We start from the raw sequence: 1718 nt of genomic DNA on the forward strand, positions 1-1718 counted from the left end.
CTGCTCGGCGTGTCAGGCCAACCCGGATCCACCGTTATTCAGACAGTCCCGCGAACCACGCGGCCTCGACGGCGAGTCCTTCGTCGATGGACAGGTTGACCCCGCGCGTAACCGCGGCAAGACACGCATGCACCGCGGTCGGTCCTGAGTTGGCTCACGTTTTCGGGATGATCGACGGCTCACGTCTGTGACCTGCTGGTTCTCGTCGGTATCGGTCTGACCTAATGGGAGCTACCGACGGGATGTCTGACTTGCACCAGGTGAGCCGATTTCCGGGATGGTGCGGCGTATCTGTGCAGGTAGCGGCGCTGCGTGTGCGGAAAATGGCACACTGATATGGACGTCGCTTTGTCAAGAGTGCGTAGTGAGGCGGCGTCCAGGACCGTCGTTGTGGGCGCCGCCTCTGGGGTCCGGCTGAACCTTGGGTGGTGGCGAGCGTGTCGGTTTCGACGCGTGGTCAACTCTGATATTCGCGGGTTGGGTACCGCAGGACGGCTATTCGGCTGGAGTGGGTCGCTTGTCTAAAGTTGAGCGTGATCCCAACGTACCGTTGGGGATTGCTCATAGTGTGCTCGTGGATCACTCCCGGGCGCTGCCGTCACCACCGCGTGATTCACGCCGGACGTCGTGCAGGTTCCTCGCCGGTGGTCCTTGCGCGTCCGGTCGTCGGGACCGGGAGAGGGGGCAAGGTGGAGTCCCCGCAGCGCAGCGAGGAGAACCGACCTTGCCGCCCGACGGGGCGACGACCACACTCGCGGCGGACGCGGAGCGTGGAACCGGGCCTTCGCGGATCGAGCACAGCCAGTGACCAACACCAGCCGGCGAGTTCACGGGCGATCGCAGTGTTCGCCAGTGCCGGGCGCTTACGACGCAGGTCGAACCCGACCGAGCGGGCGTGCAACCGCCGGTTCGCTCGCTGTCCGCGGGCCCGAGCCGCCGGAGACGCTTGGTCCCAACGACGCCGCAGATCCGCACCGGGACGATACCGGGGCCGGTGGTGCCAGGCTGTCTCGATCAGCAACCGCCGGGCATGGCCGTTGCCGGACTTGGTGATCGGCCCCTGCGACCTGCTCGCGCCGGACGAATGTTCGGTGGGCACCAACCCCAGGTAGGCGCCGATCGAGCGGCCGGTCAGGCGCTGCCAGTCCCCGATCTCGACGGCCAACGCGAACGCAGTCAGCACCCCGACTCCGCGCAGGCAGCCGAGCCGAGTCACGACCGGCGTGTAGTCGCTGTTCTCGGCCATCGCCGCGATCGCCGCATCGAGGCGATCCCGCCGGTCCACCGCCGCAGCCACGGCATCGTAGGCACTGTCGTACGCCAGTTGCAGACCGGGGGTGTCGAAACGCTGGGCACGCAGCCAGGTGTCGTGCGCCTTCGTCCACGCGTGACCACCGGAGTAGACGATCCCTTGTCGCAGCAGGAGTTTCGAGACCCGATGTCGGGCCGCCATGAGGTCGCGTCGGGCGTCCTCGCGGGCCCGCACCAGATCGCGGGCGGCCTCCTGTTCGACGCTGGGCACCGCCACCTCGCAGATCTGCCTTCAGGTGCAGCAGTCGGGCCAGGTGCCGCGCATCGCGTGTGTCGGTCTTGATCCGCTCGCCCGGCGGACACTGGAGCGTCGACGGTGCCGCCACCAGGCACTCGATACCTGCCGCTGCCAGGAAGCGGGCGAGCCCGTCACCGGTCGGACCGGCCTCGTACGTCACCGCCACCGG

At 67.8% G+C, this 1718-nt stretch carries 1 pseudogene; it reads right to left on the reverse strand.

The window, feature by feature from the left end:
• Positions 1 to 790: 790 nt before the first annotated feature.
• Positions 791 to 1718 (reverse strand): annotated as a pseudogene (locus tag I0Q12_RS29770) (IS110 family transposase); the annotation flags it as partial.

The organism is Rhodococcus sp. CX (genome assembly GCF_015865005.1).
Taxonomy (GTDB): domain Bacteria; phylum Actinomycetota; class Actinomycetes; order Mycobacteriales; family Mycobacteriaceae; genus Rhodococcus.